The sequence below is a fragment of the Sulfurospirillum tamanense genome (assembly GCF_016937535.1).
GTDB lineage: Bacteria > Campylobacterota > Campylobacteria > Campylobacterales > Campylobacteraceae > Sulfurospirillum_B > Sulfurospirillum_B tamanense.
In genome coordinates this window covers 38,072-54,162 of sequence record NZ_JAFHKK010000012.1, presented here as the reverse complement: position 1 = coordinate 54,162, position 16,091 = coordinate 38,072, and the positions used below count along the sequence as shown (strand labels likewise).

Annotated in this window: 16 protein-coding genes; 11 read left to right on the top strand and 5 right to left on the bottom strand. The window is 44.3% G+C overall.

The window, feature by feature from the left end; all coding sequences use genetic code 11:
* Positions 1-3 precede the first annotated feature (3 nt).
* From pseB to JWV37_RS06750, 11 genes are read left to right on the top strand one after another with little or no spacing between them, the layout of a single operon-like run.
* Positions 4-996 carry a UDP-N-acetylglucosamine 4,6-dehydratase (inverting) gene (pseB, locus tag JWV37_RS06800; RefSeq protein WP_205459033.1) on the top strand — a complete coding sequence of 331 codons (993 nt, stop codon included), beginning with the start codon at positions 4-6 and terminating at the stop codon, positions 994-996.
* Positions 993-2,117: a UDP-4-amino-4,6-dideoxy-N-acetyl-beta-L-altrosamine transaminase gene (pseC, locus tag JWV37_RS06795; RefSeq protein WP_205459032.1), complete on the top strand. Its 1,125-nt coding sequence runs from the start codon at positions 993-995 to the stop codon at positions 2,115-2,117. Before pseB ends, pseC begins: the two co-directional genes overlap by 4 nt.
* The gene (gene pseF, locus JWV37_RS06790) at positions 2,114-2,806 is read left to right on the top strand and encodes a pseudaminic acid cytidylyltransferase (RefSeq protein ID WP_205459031.1); all 693 of its coding nucleotides are present in this window, start codon (positions 2,114-2,116) and stop codon (positions 2,804-2,806) included. Before pseC ends, pseF begins: the two co-directional genes overlap by 4 nt.
* Entirely contained in the window at positions 2,781-3,659 is an 879-nt protein-coding gene (pseG, locus tag JWV37_RS06785; protein WP_205459030.1) for a UDP-2,4-diacetamido-2,4,6-trideoxy-beta-L-altropyranose hydrolase, read from the top strand. The genes pseF and pseG overlap by 26 nt, the downstream gene beginning before the upstream one ends.
* Positions 3,640-4,680, top strand: coding sequence for a pseudaminic acid synthase (pseI, locus tag JWV37_RS06780; RefSeq protein WP_205459029.1), 1,041 nt, complete (start codon positions 3,640-3,642; stop codon positions 4,678-4,680). The genes pseG and pseI overlap by 20 nt, the downstream gene beginning before the upstream one ends.
* Positions 4,673-5,593: an ATP-grasp domain-containing protein gene (locus tag JWV37_RS06775; protein ID WP_205459028.1), complete on the top strand. Its 921-nt coding sequence runs from the start codon at positions 4,673-4,675 to the stop codon at positions 5,591-5,593. Before pseI ends, JWV37_RS06775 begins: the two co-directional genes overlap by 8 nt.
* Positions 5,587-6,264: an HAD family hydrolase gene (locus JWV37_RS06770; RefSeq protein ID WP_205459027.1), complete on the top strand. Its 678-nt coding sequence runs from the start codon at positions 5,587-5,589 to the stop codon at positions 6,262-6,264. The genes JWV37_RS06775 and JWV37_RS06770 overlap by 7 nt, the downstream gene beginning before the upstream one ends.
* Positions 6,261-7,235, top strand: a complete 975-nt coding sequence (locus JWV37_RS06765) for a glycosyltransferase family 2 protein (protein WP_205459026.1) — start codon at positions 6,261-6,263, stop codon at positions 7,233-7,235. Before JWV37_RS06770 ends, JWV37_RS06765 begins: the two co-directional genes overlap by 4 nt.
* Positions 7,228-8,331: a UDP-galactopyranose mutase gene (gene glf, locus JWV37_RS06760; RefSeq protein WP_205459025.1), complete on the top strand. Its 1,104-nt coding sequence runs from the start codon at positions 7,228-7,230 to the stop codon at positions 8,329-8,331. Before JWV37_RS06765 ends, glf begins: the two co-directional genes overlap by 8 nt.
* Positions 8,328-9,461 carry a hypothetical protein gene (locus tag JWV37_RS06755; protein WP_205459024.1) on the top strand — a complete coding sequence of 378 codons (1,134 nt, stop codon included), beginning with the start codon at positions 8,328-8,330 and terminating at the stop codon, positions 9,459-9,461. Before glf ends, JWV37_RS06755 begins: the two co-directional genes overlap by 4 nt.
* Positions 9,458-10,714 (top strand): radical SAM/SPASM domain-containing protein, encoded by a 1,257-nt coding sequence (locus JWV37_RS06750; protein WP_205459023.1) that lies wholly within the window; start codon positions 9,458-9,460, stop codon positions 10,712-10,714. Before JWV37_RS06755 ends, JWV37_RS06750 begins: the two co-directional genes overlap by 4 nt.
* On the opposite strand, the gene JWV37_RS06745 is transcribed toward JWV37_RS06750, so the two are convergent.
* The 5 genes from JWV37_RS06745 to JWV37_RS06725 are packed head-to-tail and all read right to left on the bottom strand — an operon-like array spanning position 10,704 to position 16,072.
* A complete protein-coding gene (locus tag JWV37_RS06745; protein WP_205459022.1) occupies positions 10,704-11,777 on the bottom strand; it encodes a glycosyltransferase family 2 protein in 1,074 nt (357 codons plus the stop codon). The two genes, JWV37_RS06750 and JWV37_RS06745, sit on opposite strands and share 11 nt — an antisense overlap.
* Positions 11,774-13,390 carry a glycosyltransferase family 4 protein gene (locus tag JWV37_RS06740; protein WP_205459021.1) on the bottom strand — a complete coding sequence of 539 codons (1,617 nt, stop codon included), beginning with the start codon at positions 13,388-13,390 and terminating at the stop codon, positions 11,774-11,776. Before JWV37_RS06740 ends, JWV37_RS06745 begins: the two co-directional genes overlap by 4 nt.
* A 2-nt stretch (positions 13,391-13,392) precedes the next feature.
* On the bottom strand, positions 13,393-14,136 hold the full coding sequence (locus JWV37_RS06735; protein WP_205459020.1) for a class I SAM-dependent methyltransferase: 744 nt from the start codon (positions 14,134-14,136) through the stop codon (positions 13,393-13,395).
* A 2-nt stretch (positions 14,137-14,138) separates the two neighbouring features.
* Positions 14,139-14,996 (bottom strand): class I SAM-dependent methyltransferase, encoded by an 858-nt coding sequence (locus tag JWV37_RS06730; protein WP_205459019.1) that lies wholly within the window; start codon positions 14,994-14,996, stop codon positions 14,139-14,141.
* Positions 14,993-16,072 (bottom strand): glycosyltransferase, encoded by a 1,080-nt coding sequence (locus JWV37_RS06725; protein ID WP_205459018.1) that lies wholly within the window; start codon positions 16,070-16,072, stop codon positions 14,993-14,995. Before JWV37_RS06725 ends, JWV37_RS06730 begins: the two co-directional genes overlap by 4 nt.
* Positions 16,073-16,091: the final 19 nt, after the last annotated feature.

Sequence of the window (16,091 nt, the reverse complement as noted above, 5' to 3'; positions counted from 1 at the left end):
TCAGTGTTTAACGGAAAAAACATCCTCATCACCGGCGGAACAGGCAGTTTTGGCAACATGGCCACCCGCATGCTTCTTGCCTCTTACAAACCCAACAAAATCATCATCTACTCCCGCGACGAACTCAAACAATACGAGATGGCCCAACGCTTTAGCGCCTCTTGCATGCGCTATTTCATCGGGGATGTACGGGATGAAAAGCGCCTCCAAAAAGCCATGAATGGCGTGGATATTGTCATCCACGCCGCCGCGCTCAAACACGTTCCCATCGCCGAATACAACCCCATGGAGTGCATCAAAACCAACATCTACGGCGCGCAAAATGTCATCGATGCGGCACTGGACAATGGGGTGCAAAAAGTCATCGCCCTCTCCACCGACAAAGCCGCCAGCCCCATCAACCTCTACGGCGCTACCAAACTGGCCAGCGACAAGCTCTTTGTGGCGGCCAATAACATCAAAGGAAGCCAAAATACCCAGTTTTCCGTCGTGCGCTATGGCAATGTCATCGGTTCGCGCGGGTCTGTGGTGCCCTTTTTTAAGCAACTCATTGCTGAGGGCGCCACAAGTTTGCCCATCACCGATGGGCGTATGACGCGCTTTTGGATTACCCTACCCCAAGGGGTGGAGTTTGTCTTTAAAAGCTTTGCGCGTATGCACGGTGGGGAGATTTTCGTGCCTAAAATCCCTTCCATGAAAATCACCGACTTAGCCTATGCCATCGCGCCCCACTTGCCTACCCACACCATCGGGATTCGCCCTGGAGAAAAACTGCACGAAGTGATGATTCCAAGCGATGATAGCCATTTGAGTTTGGAGTTTCACGATCATTTCATTATTAAGCCTACCATTCGGTTTGCCAAAGCTGTTGACTTTGCACGCAACGCCCTTGGAGAAAAAGGTGAGGAAGTGGCCCTTGGATTTGAGTACAATTCCCACGCCAATACCCACTGGCTCAGTGCCCAAGAACTACTTGCAATGATTGAGGCGCTATGATTCCTTACTCCTGCCAACATGTGGATGAAGACGACATCGCCGCCGTTGTGGAGGCCCTAAGGGGGGATTTTCTCACGGGTGGAACCACGGTGGAAGCCTTTGAAAACGCCTTAGCAGACTACTTACATGTAAAGCATGTGGTGGCACTAAACTCCGCGACTTCGGCCTTACATGTAGCCTATCGGTGCATTGGTTTGAGCGAAGGAGATGCACTCATTACCACGCCCATCACCTTTGCCGCGACTGCTAACGCCGCGCTCATGTGCGGGGCAACGCCTGTTTTTTGCGATGTAAAATACGATGGGAACATGAACGAGCGCAAACTCGAAAGCCTTATCACCCCCCAGACCAAAGCCATCGTTCCTGTGGATTTTGGCGGTAATCCTGTGGAAATTCACGCCATCAAAGCCTTGTGCGACGCCCACGGACTCTTTCTCATCGAAGATGCTTCCCACGCCTTAGGTAGCCAAATCAACGGCGAAAAAGTAGGTGGCGTGGCAGACATGAGCATCTTTTCGTTTCATGCCATTAAACCCATCACTACTTGCGGCGAGGGCGGAGCCATCGCCACCAACGACACCGCCTTGTACGAAAAAGCCAAAAAACTTCGAAGCCACGGGATTGTGAAAAAGGCGTTGTGGAATTCGGACATGGAAGAGCTTGGGTATAACTACCGCCTGAGCGATGTGGCGTGTGCCATGGGCTTAAGTCAGCTAAAAAAACTGGAGAGTTTTATCGCCAAGCGCGCGCAAATTGCCGCGTTTTATGACGAAATATTTGCGGGACACCCTAATGTTTTTCCCATCACGCCACCTTTACATGTAAAGAGTGCGAGGCATTTGTATCCTGTTCTTTTAGAGCGCTCTTTGTGGTGCGCCAAAGAGGATATTTTTAAAGCCTTACATGTAAAGGGCATCGGCGTGCAAGTACACTACAAACCGACCTACCAATTTAGCCACTACAAGGCTCTTTTTGGCGAACAACGCTTGCCCAATACGGAGGATTTTTACCGTGCCGAGCTTTCCTTGCCTTGCCATCAGGGGATGGACATGGAAGAGGCGGCTTTGGTGGCAAAGACCTTTTTGGAGCTCATCAACGACGCACAAGGATGCAGACTGTGAACATCGCCATCATCCCCGCGCGGGGGGGGAGCAAGCGCATTCCGCGTAAAAACATTAAAGCTTTTTGCGGGAAACCGCTCATCGCTTATAGCATTGATGTGGCGCGAGAAAGTGGGTTGTTTGGGCGTATTATTGTCAGCACCGATGATGCAGAAATTGCCCAAGTGGCAAAGGCACGTGGCGCCGAGGTTTTGATGCGTCCCTATGCGCTAGCCGATGATTTCACTGGCACCACACCCGTGGTCGCCCACGCCCTTACATGTATGGATTTGGACGCGGTAGAAGCGGCGTGTTGTATCTACGCCACGGCGCCTTTTTTACAAACCCACTATTTGCAAGCGGGACTCGAAAAACTCCTTACATGTAAGGCGGATTTTGCTTTTAGTGCTACCACCTTTGCCTATCCCATCCAGCGTGCCCTGAAGCGCAGTGGCGATGGAGTAGCGATGTTTTACCCCCAATTTGCTCCCACGCGAAGTCAAGATTTAGAAGAAGCCTACCACGACGCAGGACAGTTTTACTGGGCGAGGCCCCAAACGTGGCTTGCGCAAAAAGCGGTTTTTTCACCCCAAAGCGTCATGGTAGAGCTACCTCGCCACTTGGTGCAAGACATCGACACCATGGAAGATTGGACACGGGCGGAGCTGATGTATAAGGCGTGGCGTGAGCATTCTCTTTCGGTGCGATAGTTCAAGCGTCCTTGGCCTTGGGCATGTGATGCGTTGTTTAGTGTTGTCTAAGGAGTACCCGAAGAAGGCGGTGCATTTTGCGTGTCGCAACCTTGAGGGCAACATCAATAGTCAGATTCCTTATCCGTTACATGTAGTGCCTTCCAATGAACCTGAAGAAATTATAAAACTTATTTCGGCGTTACATGTAAAGATGTTAATCATCGACCATTACGGTATTAACTATGAAGCTGAGAGAAAAATAAAAGAAAAAACAGGGGTGAAAATCCTCGCATTTGATGACACCTATGAAAAACATTGTTGCGATACTTTGCGCAATCCCAACCTGTGTGCTGATGCTTCGCGTTACAAGGGCTTGGTGCCAAGCTACTGCGAACTTCAGTGTGGCATACCTCTCATCCGCGAAGAATTTTACCGTGAAAAAAAAATAAAACGAGAAAAAATCAGTGATATTTTTCTGGCCATGGGCGGGACAGATAGTGCTAATCTTACCACTCCCATCCTCAAAGCTTTACCTAAAACCTTACATGTAAACGTCCTGAGCACTAACGCCAATGCCAACCTTGAAGCACTCAAAACATATGTCAAGACCAAACCCAACGTATCCTTACATGTCAACACAAAGGAGGTGGCAAAACTCCTCCACCAAAGCCGTTTTGCCATCATCTCTGCCAGCACCCTTGCCCACGAAGTGCTCTTCATGGACGTGCCGTTTTTGGCCATTAAAACCGCGGACAATCAGGCCGATATGGTAGCATACCTCCAAGCACAAGGCTATCGCACCATAGACAGATGGGACGAGGCATTGTTTGAGCACACTTTAAGGAGTAGTTTTGCGCATTGGCACCTTTGATTTTGCAACCCAAAAAACCTTCATCATCGCCGAACTTTCCGCCAACCACAACGGCTCTCTTGATTTGGCCATCCAGACCATTCGTGCCGCCGCGCGCGCAGGAGCAGACGCCATCAAACTCCAAACCTACACCGCCGACACCATCACCCTAGACGCCGACACGCCTGATTTTCGCATCGACGGAGGTACGCTTTGGGATGGGCAAAGCTTGCACGCCTTGTACCAAAAAGCCTACACACCCTGGGAATGGCACGCCAAGCTTTTTGCTGCGGCCAAAGAAGCAGGGCTGCTCTGCTTTTCCAGCCCATTTGACAGTAGCGCGGTAGAGTTTTTGGAGCAATTTGACCCACCCGCGTACAAAATCGCCAGTTTTGAAGCAACTGACCACGCTTTAATAGAACTATGTTTGCGCACGGGCAAACCGCTCATCCTTTCCACGGGCATCGCCACCGAAGAGGAGTTAGACGAAGTGGTCGCCTTGGCGCGAAAAACTGGCAACGAACAGCTTATTTTCTTGCATTGCGTCTCCGCCTACCCCGCGCCCCTTGAACGGGCCAACCTCACCACCCTTGCCAAAATCCCCGAACGCTTTGGTGTCCTGGCGGGCTTTTCTGACCACACCCTTGGTATCACCGCGCCCGTTGCTGCGGTGGCCTTAGGAGCGCGCGTCATCGAAAAACATTTCATCTTAGATGGCACCATTCCCAGTCCCGACCACGCCTTTTCCCTAGACGAACACGCCTTTGGTGCCATGGTTGCTTCCGTGCGCCAGTGCGAAGCGCTGCTAGGAAAACCCAGCTTTGCCATGGATGCGTACAAAGAAAAAAACCGCCGTTTTGCACGCAGCCTGTACGTGAGCGCCCCCATTAAAGCGGGTGAGCGCCTCACGACAGCCAACATCAAAAGCGTACGCCCAGGCTACGGACTGCACCCGCGCCACCTGCCCCAAGTCCTTGGCAAAAAAGCAGCAAGAGACTTGCAAAAAGGGGAACGATTGCGCCTAGAGGATTTACATGTATAACGTCCTTGTCACGAGCATTGGAGCAAAATTTCCCCTGCTTAGTGCATTAAAAAGCGCTCTGTATGTGCTTGGAGAAAAGGCGAAACTTTTTGGAGCCGATGCCAACCCTGCGTGCCTTGGGCGCTACGGGGTGGATGCGTTTTGGGCCATGCCGCCACTGGCATCGTGTACTGCCCAGACGTTTATTTCCTACTGCAAAGACCAAGGCATCGGCGCCATCATCCCTACTCGCGACGAAGACGTGCATTTTTTTGCCCGCCATAAAGCGGCCTTCGAGGGGGCTAATATTGCCCTTTTTTGTGCGCCGCTTCAAGCGGTGGAGGCATGCCAAGACAAGCTTTTTTTTGCCAGTACACATCCTTTAGCCATCCCTGCAAGTACTGACATCACCACCCTAGATGCTTCCCGTTTTGTGGTTAAAGAGCGCTTTGGCGCAGGCGGTCGCGCTATGCTGCTAAATGCCACCAAAACAGAAGCTTTAGATTTTGGCAAAACCCTCTCCTCCCCCCTGTTTCAACCCTTTATCGAAGGTGAAGAGTTTAGTGTAGATGGGTACGTCAATGGCAAAGAAGGGTGGGTCGGCGGCGTGGCTAGAGCGCGCTTACATGTAAAGCACGGCGAAGCCAAACTCACCGCCTACGTGGACGCTCCCGCACTTTTGGAGGCTACCAAAACCCTTGCCCAGACCTTACATGTAAAGGGCCATTTGGTCGCCCAATTTTTGCAAAACGACCGAGGTATCCACCTCATCGAATGCAACGTGCGTTTTGGTGGGGCTAGCACCCTCTCCTACGCCATGGGCTTGCGCAGTTTCGAGTGGTTTTTTAAAGAGCTTTTAGGGGAATCTTACGTGTTTGTTTTGGACACCTCAGTGACCCATCAACTGCGCGTCGAACAGGATGTGCGATGGTAAAGGTTGTGGTGTTTGACATGGATGACACTTTATACCATGAGCACAGTTATGTTTCAAGCGGTTTTTTGGCCGTGGATGGGTTTTTGTGCGCGCACTACGGCACGCCAGAGGGTGCGGTAGCCAAAGCGTGTGAAGAGATACTGGCACAGCATGGGCGCGGAAAAGTCTTTGATAGGGTGCTAGATGCGTTTGGACTCTACTCCAAAACCTTGGTGCGCCGCTGTTTGCACGCATACCGCCATCACACTCCCGCCATCACACTCTTGCCCGATGCAACGGCGTGTCTGGAACACTTAAAAGCGTTACATGTAAAGCTGTATGTGGTAACCGACGGGCACAAGATAGTCCAGGCTAACAAAGCCAACGCATTGGGGCTTGCGCGGTGGATGGAGCATGTGTTTATCACCCACCGCTATGGTACAATGCACGCCAAACCTTCGCCTTACTGTTTCGAAAAAATCTGCGCACGCGAGGGGGTTGCTCCCTACGAGGTGCTCTATGTGGGAGATAATCCCCATAAAGACTTTGTAGGCATCAAACCCTTAGGGTTTGGGACCGTGCGCATCATGCGCGGGATGTTTGCAGAGGTTGAAAAAGAAGCGGCGTACGAGGCAGAGCGAAGGATTGAGACGTTGGATGCGTTGCTAAATCTACAAGAAGGAAGGGTGTGAAAGAGACGCTTTGGCCCATTTATACAGTCGTTGTAACCTACAACCGCAGTGCTCTACTTAAAGAATGCATCGATGCGCTGCTTGCGCAAACCTACCCCACCCATGTGGTTGTAGTGGACAATGCTTCAACAGACAACACGCAAGCCATTGTTGAAACCTATGAAAACAACCCGCTTTTTACCTCCCTTTGCCTCAAAGAAAACCTAGGCGGAGCGGGGGGCTTCTTTGAAGGAATGCGGCATGCGCAAGCGCAAGGAGCTCAGTATGTGTGGCTCATGGACGATGACGCCGAGCCCGAAACAAACGCACTTGCGCTACTTGTTGCTGCCATTGAAAAAGCGCCCCATTACGCGGCATATGCTCCACAGGTGCGCATTGGGACCCTAGAAAACCACCACCTTTCCACTTTTGGCCACCGAGGTGCGTTTGACTACCAACGCACCCTGCCTGCCTTTCAACAGCGCCTCCCTCTGGAGGCATTTGAGTGCGATACGTACGAAATAGACATGGCTTCTTTCGTGGGTATTTTGGTGCCGCGCTCCTCCTTTGAAGCCATTGGATTGCCCAAAAAAGAGTTTTTTATCCACCATGATGACACAGAATACAGCTTGCGTCTTGCAACACTGGGAAAGATTTTACTCATCAATGAAGCCAAAATTTACCACAAAGAAGAGCGCCAAGAGGAAAAGATAGAGCGCAAGCTACTGGGATGGCACAAAAAACGGGTGCGCTTCGAGCGCCTGTGGTTGAAGTTTTTTGGTTTGCGCAACGCCATCTGGCTTGCCAAGACGTACAGTAAAAGCCCTTGGGTGTACTGGGAGATTGCACGGCTTTATGGAGAACTTGTCAAAGATATCCTTCTTTACGATGACCACAAATGGCTCCGCTTAAAGTTTGCGACGCACTCTGTGGCTGATGGGCTCCTAGGCCGCTTTGACAACACCAAAGCCAAAAGGCTTTTGCATGGCTGATGTGATTATCGCAGGCGCTGGACTTGCGGGGAGTGTTAGTGCGCGGGTGTTGGCCGAAAAAGGAGCACATGTCCTTGTGCTAGAAGAACGGTCGCACATCGGCGGAAACTGTTACGATGTGCTTTCCCCTGAGGGCATTCGTGTGCACCAGTACGGGCCCCATTTGTTTCACACTTCCAATGAAGACGTTTGGGACTTTCTTTCGCGCTTTACCCAATGGACGCCTTACGAGCACAAAGTCAAAGCCCACATCAACGGCGTTAATGCTCCCTTGCCGTTTAATTTCAACAGCTTGCGCGTGCTTTTTCCGCCCCAAGAGGCGCAAAAGTTTATTGATGCCCTTTTGGGCCACTATGCGCCCAACACCAAAGTGGCTATTTTGGAACTTAAACAACACCCCAATCCACTGCTGCAAAAACTGGCTGATTTTGTGTATGAAAAGGTATTTGTGGGCTACACGGCCAAACAATGGGGAATCAGGCCCGAAGAGCTTGATGGCGCTGTTACGGCGCGCGTGCCTGTTTTTGTGGGGGAAGACGACAGATACTTCAATGACACCTTCCAAGCCGTCCCCAAAGAGGGCTATGCAAAACTATTTGAAAATCTTTTGAATCACCCCAACATTACCCTCAAACTTGCAACCCCTTTTGTATTTGACCCCGCATCTTCCATGCGAGTGATTTACACAGGAATGCTTGACAGGTTGTTTGATTATTGTTATGGGGAACTTCCTTATCGAAGCATCCATCTGGAGTTTGAAACAATCAACAAAATATGGTTTCAAGATGCTGCCACTGTAAACTACCCAAACGATTATGATTTTACACGCATCACGGAGTTTAAACACATCCATGCCGCCAAAAGCCAAAAAACGGTGATTTTAAAAGAGTTTCCATGTTTACATGTAAAGAACAAAACTGAACCTTACTATCCGTTTTTCACCCAGAACGCACAAGCGCTTTACGCGTGCTATGCCAACCACGCAAAACAATACCCCAACCTCCTCCTCCTAGGAAGATTGGCTGAATATAAGTACTACGACATGGACGATGTGGTGGAGAAAGCTTTGCAAACAGCAACAAGGGTGGAAAAATGAAATATGAGTATATTGTGTGTTTTGACGACGTATTGCGCCAAGAATACGGCCTTGCAAAAGAGTTTTTTTATAATCTTCTTAGAGAACCAATCAGACAAGCAACTGGCTTAAATATCGGTTCCTGCCCCACTTTTAGGCACTATGAACACAATCTTAAGCCCACTTTTTCTCTCGAAAGATTTTTGAGCTTTTTCAATAGCCCTTGGCCTGCCAACTACCATGAAATACCCCCTCGCGCCCAAGCCTACCTTCTTGAAAACCTGCGCCCAAAAACACTTATTGTAAGCTATGAAATGCCTCCTTGGCTCGAAAAATTTTGCGTAGCAGAAAATATTGATTTTATAGATATACGCATCAGTCCCCTCCGCTTTGCAAGAGATTTATATATTTGCCTAAAATCCAACAATGTCAACTTTATGAAAAAGTTTCAAAAAAAAGAGGTCTTACAAGAAGAATTTCTTCTTGAGGCCTCACTTATGACGGCCTACGGAAGATACAAACCACAACCTTCCTTGGAAGATAATGCACTTATTTACGTTGGTCAAACCGCCAAAGATGCTTCACTTGTAGACGCCAAAGGAGCCTTTATCTCCATCGAGCACATAGACACCAAGCAAAGTTTTCACGATCAAAACATCTATTACCTTCCGCATCCTTATGCCAAAGACCATGCCAAAAAAGAGTTTGAAACATTAAAAACCCTATGCAAGCGTATCAGTTTTTTAGATGAAAATATCTACAATCTTTTGTGCTTTTCTGGCTCTTTGGAATTTATTGCTATATCATCGAGCGTCCTGCAAGAAGCCCCTTATTTTGGGAAAAAGGGGACATTCTTGCATGGCCCCATCTGCCCTCTCTCTGGAAAAAACCGCTACATACAGCTTCACGCCCAAACAATAATGCAACCTATCTTTTGGCACAACCTACTAACCCCTTCAGCGCCAAAACCAAAGCTCAAAAAACTCCCCCTGCTTCAGCCAAATATGCTACGGCAACTGCACAATGCATGGTGGGGCTATGCTAGATTTGTAAGCGAATTTAGGTATATAGACAAAGAGGCTTTTTGGCTGTCTGGAGGAAATACACTAAAACAAGAAATAGACTCCCTCTCACAAAGAATAGCACCATGAATGCAATCACCTCCGTGACACACCAAGAACTACAACAACGCAACGATACCTCTTTACTCGCTTGGGGCTTATCAAAAACCACCAAAACACACTGGAACACACTGCCTATTCGCGCCATTGTCGACAACAACCCCAAACTCACAGGGACATTTTTTCAAAATATCCCCATTATTTCCCCAGCGCAGCTACACCAATGGCCAGACCCTATCGTACTTTGGGGCGGACATTTGGAAAATATTTTGGCCAAGATAGAAAGCCTTGGTCTCGCCAACGAAATTCTTATTCACCAAGAGTTGACCAAGAGCCCCCTCTTTGCTCTTAGTCAACACTATCTTTCTCCCAACAACAATCTTCAACAAAAAATGCATCTTTTTAAAAAAATGGTGCGTCTTGTAGAACTAGAGCCCCACTCCTACTGCAATCGTACTTGTTGGTTTTGCCCCAACAGCTACCTAGATCGTCGCAGCAATACTAAGTTTATGGATGAGAGTATTTTACAAAAACTCATACATGGCCTTGCAGAAATTAACTATGACCAAACCATCTCTTTCACACGCTACAGTGAACCCTTTGGCAATGATGTGTTTTACTCGACCCTGAAAAAGATTCGCTCATCTCTCCCCCAGGCAACGCTACACGCGAACACAAACGGTGATTTCCTCACTGATGCCACACTCTCAAAAGCCTATGAAAGTGGGTTAAATAGCTTAAATATTCAACTTTATCTTCCACAACATCAGCCCTTCGAATACACCTACGTCCAAGGCCTTGCTGAAAAAACCCTAAAAAAAACCCCTTCGCTCAAGGCGACCTTATCGCAAAAAACAGATGACTGGATAGAGTTTGCTTGCACATTTAAGACCATGCATATTCGCATGTATGCTCGTGATTTTAGAAAAAATGGAAACCCAAGAGGCGATATCATACCTAGTCCCTCTTTGTCCAATAGGTCCTCTCCCTGCTTTCTCCCTTTTTCTGATTTATACATTGACCACACTGGCGACGCAGTACCGTGCTGCAATATACGTTCAGATGATCCGAAACAACGCGCTTACGTACTTGGAAACATTCAGGAGTATGAAACCATTTTTGATATGTATTTTTCTAAAAATTTTTTATCGTGGCGAGAGCGTTTATGGTCTTTTGGACCAAAAACCTTTCCTCCTTGTAAAAGCTGCCACTTTGCTTCAATCGACTTTAGCCACTATATTGATAATCATCTCAAGAAAAAAATGGTAATTACTAAAGAGTGAAAATCTTTTCAGAAGGAACCCCATGGGACAGCATAAGCGCATTAGAAATCTCTTCCTCGCGCCCAAGAGCTGTAATCAAAATCCCGTCATAAATTAGGTCCTTGATAGCATCAGGGGAATAAACAGGGTGATTTGTACCGCTATTTTCTAGGCAGCTATCAACAATTAAAATTGTATTGTCAACAAAAAGATGTTCTATCATTTTTGCAACTGAACCATAGCCATAAAAAACTATTCTTTGACAGCATTTTGCAACGCTGCTGGCCTTAGCATAAAGAATGCTCAATTCCCTAGACAACGCAAGCCGCCCAGCGGAAGCTAGACAGGAATTTTCGGAAGCATATGATTGCAGCCTAGCATAGTGCTCATGGGAAAAAAGCATTTGCGCGGATGGGGCTAAAGAGGCAAGAATATGCAACATTTCCACAGAGTCTTTAATTTTCTGCTTCTTGCTCACAGAATCTTCAGATATTTGAAAATTAACAAGAGGAGTGTCAAGCTTTTTGTAGCGACATTGTTGTAAAAAAAGTTGTAAAAAAAGCTTTTTCTCGGCAGCAATCTTATAAAACGTATCAAATTTTAGCAGTCGCATTTTTTCAAGCCTTACAAATAGCGCTTGATGGTTGCAATACGAACCCTCCCATGCTGACTCCATGGGTCTTGGTGCATGATATCCCCCAACAACTCCATCTTGACCAAGAAGGGAAGCTCCACCATAAACCACCTCTATAGCTTCCTTCATAAAGCGTGCAACATCAAGCAATGTTGACGAACAGTAGAAACTATCTCCCGCATTCATAAAATTAATCCATTCTCCTGTTGCCGCATCAATGCCCTTGTTCATGGCATAGTAGATTCCATCATCAGGCTCACTCACCCAATACGCTATCTGTTTTTCGTATTTTTTTATAATATCAACAGTGCCGTCCGTGCTGGCGCCATCGATGATAATGTATTCAAGATTGGGATAGTTTTGGCCTAAAACGCTTTGGATGGTTTGTTCCAAATAGGCTTCTGCATTATAGGTTACGGTGACGATGGTGATTTTAGGAAAAAAAGTCACAAGGAAAGCCTTATAATCTTTTCTTTGTTTACATGTAAGGTTTGTGTGAGATAGCACTCTATTTCTTCCTCTCGTCCAAGCACGGAAATGATGATTTTATCAAAGGACATGTTGGGAATATTGGCAGGGCTATACACTTCGCCCTTTTGAATGTCTTGAGAAATAAGGGTGCTTTTTTGATCCACAAAAGCAATAATGGAGTCAGGAATAAGCGCCTGAATAGTTTTACCTACAGTCCCGTGGCCGTAGATAATGGCCTTTGAGCGTAAATTTATTATTTGGTTAAAAAAACTATTAAATTTAATAGAAAAGTTGGTTGTGGCAAAACAATTGACAGCTAAGGACTCTACTAGCATATTCGTCATTTTTAAGTCGACCGAAAGACCAAGGGTTTGACCATGAATATTGTTTTTCCTCAAGATATCTTTATAGAACTGTATGTATTTAGGAATAACAATCTCATGACTAAAATTTTTCATTGTCTTATCTCTTGAATTGCCAGAAAGAGATAAAATATTAATATTCTTAGTTACCCATTCGATTCCACAAATTAAATCGTTTGCATCAAAAGGCTTTGCAAGATATCCATTTTTTTTATGCTCCACCATATCCGAATTACCGCCAATGTCAAACGCCACCACAGGAGTGCCGGAGCTCAATGACTCCATAATTGCATTAGATAAATTTTCCTGCACACTAGGCACCACCATAACATCTGCACAACTGTACAGCTTATTTAAATAAGCACTGTCTTGAATATTGCCACAATATACCGTATTGGGCTTTTGCGCATTACCAACAGTGCCAAAGATTAAAAAAAGATATTTGTCGCAATCTAGTTTTTTTGACGCTTCTTCCAAAAATCGATATCCCTTGCGAGGGTCTTCTGTGGCATTCATAGCCCCATATAAAACAATTTTTTTATTCGAAGAAAATCCTAGTTCATCTCTTGCTTGTCTTTTATCAAGCATTTTATACACTGTCGTGTCTATAGGGTTTGGCAATGTAACGATATTCTTCTTTCTCAACAGCGCGCTTTGCTGTGCACAACTACTAATCCAATGACTTAGACCTATGATGTTTAGATTATTCAAATTAGCATACACATCTTGTTTTCTTTGGAAGTTAATTGAGCTTAAGTCTTTTGATGAGTAACTCTTAAGGACCTCACAAGAATCACATTCTAGAAAGTATTTGTGGCATGTTTCACTATAGTGGCAACCACCCGTAAATGCCCACATGTCATGCAAAGTCCAAACAAGAGGTTTTTTAATCTCCAGTAGATTTTCTATGGAAATAAAACCATTAGCTATCCAGTGCAGATGAACAATATCCGCATTACTATTGTTAATATACTCAATTAATCTTTGGTGATTGATAGCAGATGTTGAAAAAAGTGTTTGCGTTTTTTTTGAATACGCTTCCAAAAAAGATTTGTCATAAAGCGCACTCTCCCTATTTGAAAATTCAAACACGCTAGAATCTTTACTACTTTTTTTTTGCACCACCATCTTTGATTCAACGCCAAATTTTTGCAAACCCTCATGCAGCCTATATGCAGCCTTCGCAGCCCCACCATGTATGTCAAAAGAGCTTACCGTCAGAACTCTCATCTCTATTTAATAGCCTCCATAAACAAAGAGTCAGGCTTTCTTGTGTCTCCATTATCCTCAATGTCAAGCATATATTTGTTAAAGTTAGGAATAAGTGACTCGCTGGCTTTGCATCTTCTAATATTTCCAAAACCGGCCCCTTGCAAAAGCCTTCCAAGAGAATACTCGTCATACATCCACTGATGCACTTCTCCTGAAAGTCTAAATTTTCCTATTTCTTCCGCAGACTTTTTGGCACGTTCACCAACTTGTTTTCCGATCGGGCTTTGACGTAGTTTGTCAATTGCATTTTTAAGTTCTGAGCCCACTCTTTCTGCAATAAAACCTTCTTGTGGCATGGGATTTTGTCGCCAATACTCAAGCATCTCTCCGCCACTAAAGTTTCGGACCATCTGGTCAAAAAGCTCGATCATTGTCCATTCATATTTTTCCTGAGCATCCCTATTTCCCCTTTTGGCTTCTTCTAAAAAAAGTAAATAATTTCTAGCAAGCTGCTCCAAATCAGGCACAACAACTCGAATAATTCCACTGGGCTTTAACACCCTGTAACATTCTTTTAGAAATTTTGGAGCAAATGTTTTTGATAAATGCTCCAACACATGAGAGCTGTAAACCACATCAAAACCTTCATTTGCAAATGGTAAAGGGGTATTTAAATCGTGCTCAATAACATCTTTGTTGTTCGATTTAAAATCTAGATTTACCCAATCTTTATGATAGCGGCCCCCACAGCCTAGGTTTGCCATTTTCATTTTTTAGTAATTTTTTGAAATAAAATCGCGTGGGTGTGTCCAATTTGACTTTTATCGTAAAAGTATGGGGCCAAAAGATAGTCAAATAATGAAAAAAAATTTCTCTTTATTGGATGTGCTTTCATAAGTTTAAGCCTTTTTGATTTAATAATAGAAAAATAATGCTCTATCCTCAGAGGTTCAGTCCAATAGTCCTCCACCGAATAATGCAACTTAACACCTATGCTATGAAGTGCTTTGCGGCTAAACTGATACATATGATGCGGAGGATAATCCAGCGCATCAAATACGTTTTTAAAATATTCCGAATCATTATTTGGGACAGAAAGCAATAAGTAACCATTGTCTTCCAACTTACTGTCAATAAATTCTAAAAAAATATCCAGTCTTTCCACATGTTCCAAGACTTGAAAAGCACAAATAAAATCATATGTATCGTTACTTGAATCAAATGTCACATTATTTTTTTCCAAAAAATCAATACTTTTTTTGCTAAATTCACTAACCCTAACATCGTAATAGTCTTTAATTTTTTCTACAAAACACCCTTTTCCTGCTCCTATTTCCAATATTTTTTTTGGATTTAGATGAGCGATTTTTGATAATGCAAAATCGAATTCTGCCTTCTCTTTTTCATAATAAAATTCATTTTCTTGCAATAAGTCGTAAAAAAGCGAGTCTCCCGAAACAACTTTATTAAAAAATTTCAAATCACAGTCTAAACATTTTAATAAATCGAATTTTTCTTGTTGAAAAAATCTAGCTACATCAAATTTATATTTTTCTTTTATATGTATCGACTCTACCACTTCAAGACGCACAATACGAGTCGATTTGCACATTTTACACTTCATGCTTCCTCTTTTTTTAGCACCCATGGAAAAATACTATCTGAGTACAATGCTAAATCATAATATTTTTTAAATAATTTCAAGGCGTTCGAAGAAAATTTCTCATACTCTTTAGTTATATCTTCAACACACTTTTCCAAATCATCCAAAGACTCAATACCGATACCAGCCCTGTGGTTTTCTATATGTTTCTTTAAATTTGTATGGCCGTAAACTATAAGAGGCTTGCCACATCTCAGAAATTCGACAGCTTGACCAGAGGCAAATGCAGTTAAATAAAAATTTTCATTTGAAACATTGTAGCACACAATCCCTATATCACATGTTTCAACCACACTATGAACACTTTGCTCATCATCCAATAACTCCGACAATACTGGTTTCTTTCTAACGTTTTCACTATACAATCGCACAGATTCAGTGATAAAACCATGAAGTTTCAATGTATAGCATAAACCTTTTTGATATTCATCTATTATACTCTGAGAGGCTGATCTATCTTCGCTAATTCCTCCTATTTGAAGAACCAGGGGCTTGGTTTTTTTTCTTTTTAGCATGCAAAAATCGTGCTCTTTTACTGCAGGTAGAGACACAGGAAGATAAAAAACATCCAGTTCCGTCACTTCAAAAGAATGGGTTCTTAAAAAAAGCTCATACCTCAAAGTATCCTGAATAATAATTTTCTTTTTTTTATTTAGATATTTTTTAACATTCTTTCTTATCTGATGCTGGACTACAGAATGAAAATTTTTTTCTTTTTCGGTTACAAAATCAAAGCTCAATAATATGACATTTTCAAAAAGCAAACAGCAAAACACATAAGCCAAATTATCAATTGCTATAACATAGACATCTTGACCAACATGGTCGGCAACAGCATCTTTAAATTCGTCAAGTAGGTCAAAAAATGCTTTATCATTGTCTGAATCTAAAAAATATCCTCTTTCCCTGTAATGGCAATATTCGACATTGGCATATTTTCTTAATTCTAAAAGAAAATATGAAAGATGGGGATAGCGAATCTTGTCTTTTTTTTCATATCCGACAACTAGTATATTCTTCTCTTGAATATTTTTCATTGGTTGTGTTTTGCTCTTG

What these genes read in the sequence shown, in the direction of transcription:
- pseC (WP_205459032.1), top strand. Translation starts at nt 993, where the DNA reads ATGATTCCTTACTCCTGCCAACATGTGGATGAAGACGACATCGCCGCC.
- JWV37_RS06775 (WP_205459028.1), top strand. Translation starts at nt 4,673, where the DNA reads ATGTATAACGTCCTTGTCACGAGCATTGGAGCAAAATTTCCCCTGCTT.
- JWV37_RS06770 (WP_205459027.1), top strand. Translation starts at nt 5,587, where the DNA reads ATGGTAAAGGTTGTGGTGTTTGACATGGATGACACTTTATACCATGAG.
- glf (WP_205459025.1), top strand. Translation starts at nt 7,228, where the DNA reads ATGGCTGATGTGATTATCGCAGGCGCTGGACTTGCGGGGAGTGTTAGT.
- JWV37_RS06755 (WP_205459024.1), top strand. Translation starts at nt 8,328, where the DNA reads ATGAAATATGAGTATATTGTGTGTTTTGACGACGTATTGCGCCAAGAA.
- JWV37_RS06750 (WP_205459023.1), top strand. Translation starts at nt 9,458, where the DNA reads ATGAATGCAATCACCTCCGTGACACACCAAGAACTACAACAACGCAAC.
- JWV37_RS06740 (WP_205459021.1), bottom strand. Translation starts at nt 13,390, where the DNA reads ATGAGAGTTCTGACGGTAAGCTCTTTTGACATACATGGTGGGGCTGCG.
- JWV37_RS06735 (WP_205459020.1), bottom strand. Translation starts at nt 14,136, where the DNA reads ATGGCAAACCTAGGCTGTGGGGGCCGCTATCATAAAGATTGGGTAAAT.
- JWV37_RS06730 (WP_205459019.1), bottom strand. Translation starts at nt 14,996, where the DNA reads ATGAAGTGTAAAATGTGCAAATCGACTCGTATTGTGCGTCTTGAAGTG.
- JWV37_RS06725 (WP_205459018.1), bottom strand. Translation starts at nt 16,072, where the DNA reads ATGAAAAATATTCAAGAGAAGAATATACTAGTTGTCGGATATGAAAAA.